Annotated in this window: 2 protein-coding genes; one reads left to right on the forward strand and one right to left on the reverse strand. The window is 68.4% G+C overall.

The genetic code is table 11. The features are described 5' to 3' along the window. Positions 1 to 14: 14 nt before the first annotated feature. The gene (locus EON91_RS14295) at positions 15 to 1,145 is read right to left on the reverse strand and encodes a citrate/2-methylcitrate synthase (RefSeq protein ID WP_292096050.1); all 1,131 of its coding nucleotides are present in this window, start codon (positions 1,143 to 1,145) and stop codon (positions 15 to 17) included. Positions 1,146 to 1,232: 87 nt separating this feature from the next. On the opposite strand from EON91_RS14295, the gene EON91_RS14300 reads away from it, so the two are divergent. Next, positions 1,233 to 2,083 (forward strand): citrate/2-methylcitrate synthase (locus EON91_RS14300; protein ID WP_292096052.1); only part of this gene is annotated, 851 nt, incomplete at its 3' end.

Below are 2,083 nucleotides of genomic sequence, written 5' to 3' on the forward strand. Positions count from 1 at the left end.
TTTTCATTTGGCTGTCAGGCGCCGGTGTAGCGGGCGCGGGGGCGGATGAGGCGACCGGCTTCGCGCTGCTCCATGGCGTGGGCGAGCCAGCCGGTCATACGGGCGAGCGCGAAGACGGAGAAGGTTGCGTCATCCGGCAGGCCGAGGCTGCGGGTCATGGCGGCGAGGGCTGCGTCGCAATTCGCTTTGTCGCCGGTTTCGCGTTCGAGGGCGCGCAGGGCCTTCGCGATGGCGGGCTTGAGCTTGAGCGCGGCGAGCAGGTTTTTGGCGCGGATGTCGCCATCGGGATAGAGCGGGTGGGACCAGCCGGCGATGGCGTCGCCGCGGGCGACCGTGGCGCGGGCTTCGGTGGCGACATCTTTCGCGCTGGTGAGCTGGTCGAGTTGAGCGAGCGCGCGGACGGGCGCCTCGCCGTGGAGGGGGCCGGCGAGCGTGGAGAGGCCAGCGAGTGCGCAGGCGGCGAGGGGCGCGCCTGTGGAGGCTGCAATGCGCACGGCGAAGGTGGATGGGTTGAGTTCGTGATCCGCCATCAGGACGAGGGCGCGGCGGATGATGTCTGCGCCTTGCGCGTTGGTGCGCAGGGATCTGGCGAGACGTTCGTGGAGAAGGCCCCTGCCCGGTTCGCCCGCCAGCGCATCTGCGAAATCATAGAGGATCGACCATGCGTCGGCGCGCAGGGCGGCGGGGCTGCGGCCGAGGCTGGGCGCATCTTCGCCGGCGCGGCGGGACAGCATGGTGAAGGCGCGGGCCTTGGGCGTTGATCCAGTGATGCGGCGTGTAGGCTGCTGAGGTGGAGGGCCGTCGGCATTCCAGAGCAGGCGCGCCATGTCTTCGAGCGTGGATTTTGCGGCGAGCGTTTCGACCGAGCGACCACGGATGATGAGCTGGCCATCGCGCACGGTGGAGATGGCGCTGTCGAGGACGGGCTCGCCCCAAGCGATGGCGCCGGCGGCGACTTCGGAGCGGCGGCGGGCGCCGCGCCGCCTGCCCTTCAGCCGCGCGATATCGCTGGCGGAATAGAGGCTGCGGCGTGGATCGCCATCGTCGGCTTTCGCGCGGACGAGGCCGCGCGAGACGTAGGCGTAGAGTGTTTGTTTCTGGACGCTGAGCTGGGCGAGCGCGTCGTTTGCGGCGATCCAGTCCATGACGGGCCTTTGGTTGATTATATTGATCAATCTTGACGGTAATCACCCTGTCTCGCCATCTGATACCCGTCAATCAGGGAGTCAGTGATGGACGCAGGTCTCGAGAAAGTTGTCGCGGCGGAGACGGTGCTGTCGGATGTGCAGGGTGCCGAGGGACGGCTGATCATTCGCGGCAAGGATGTGGAGGCGCTGGCGCGCGAGTTCACGTTCGAGCAGACCGCCTCCCATCTGTGGGCCGAGTTCTTCGATACGATGCCGGAGTTGCAGGCGGCGCTGGGTAAGGCCCGGGTCAAGGCATTCGAGCGGATGAAGCAGGACTTCGCGCGGCTGGCGCCTTTGCCGGAAGTGGATGCGCTGCGGGCGGCGCTGAGCGTTGCCCCGGATGGGCATGATGTGGCGGCGGCGATCGATCTCGTTGCGACCATGGCGGTGGCGACGGGGGCGATTGCGCAGATGAAGGCGGGGCGGACGCCTGTGGCGCCGGACTCGGCGGCGCTGCATGGGGCGGACCTGTTGCGGATGATCCGTGGCGAGGCGCCGTCTGCCGAAGAAGCGCGGGTGCTGGATGCGTATCTGGTGACGATTTCGGATCACGGGCTGAACGCATCGACCTTCGTGGCGCGGTGCGTGGCGTCGACGCGGGCGGGGTTGGGATCGGCGGTGATTGCGGGACTGTCAGCGCTGAAGGGGCCGCTGCATGGCGGGGCGCCGGGTCCGGTGCTGGACATGCTGGACGGGATTGGCGCGGCGGACCGGGCCGAGGGCTGGATTCGCAATGCGCTGGATCGCGGCGAGCGGCTGATGGGCTTTGGGCATCGGGTTTATCGCACGCGCGATCCTCGCGCCGACGTGCTGAAGAGCGTTGTGAACTCGCTGCCGGCGAGCAGCGGGCGGCTGGCTCTGGCGCAGGCGATCGAGGGGCGGATCCTGCAGAAGCT

Origin of the sequence: Brevundimonas sp., from assembly GCF_004210735.1 — a bacterium.
Lineage (GTDB): Bacteria > Pseudomonadota > Alphaproteobacteria > Caulobacterales > Caulobacteraceae > Brevundimonas.

Bases quoted from the DNA above. Each gene is read 5' to 3' on its own strand.
- EON91_RS14295 (WP_292096050.1), bottom strand. From the start codon at position 1,145: ATGGACTGGATCGCCGCAAACGACGCGCTCGCCCAGCTCAGCGTCCAG.